The 290-nt window shown below is 66.6% G+C and carries 1 protein-coding gene; it reads right to left on the bottom strand.

Going from position 1 to position 290, the window contains the following annotated elements:
• On the bottom strand, positions 1 to 290 hold a 290-nt coding region (locus JT719_RS24605; RefSeq protein ID WP_207436426.1), incomplete at both ends, for a homogentisate 1,2-dioxygenase.

Raw genomic sequence — 290 nt, 5'->3', positions numbered from 1 at the left:
ACGAAATCGATGTTGGCGGTCCCGGCCTCGCCCGAGGGCGCGGTCAGCACGGTGAAGATCGACGGGTCGGGATGGTCGAACAGGATGGCGCCGACGGGCGAGAAGGTCCGCAAATCATACTTGTAGGGCGTGTAGTTGCCGTGCCAGGCGACGACGTCGAGCGGCGAATGGCCGATCTCCGTCTCCTGGAAGCGCCCGCACCACTTCACGACCAGCCGGCAGGGTGTCCCCTTCCCCTCGTAGGCGGCGACTGGCGTCTTGAAGTCGCGCGGGTTGGCGAGGCAGTTGGC

Source organism: Sabulibacter ruber, from assembly GCF_017355955.1.
Taxonomy (GTDB): domain Bacteria; phylum Bacteroidota; class Bacteroidia; order Cytophagales; family Hymenobacteraceae; genus Nibribacter; species Nibribacter ruber_A.
This window is presented reverse-complemented; position numbering and strand designations above follow the sequence as displayed.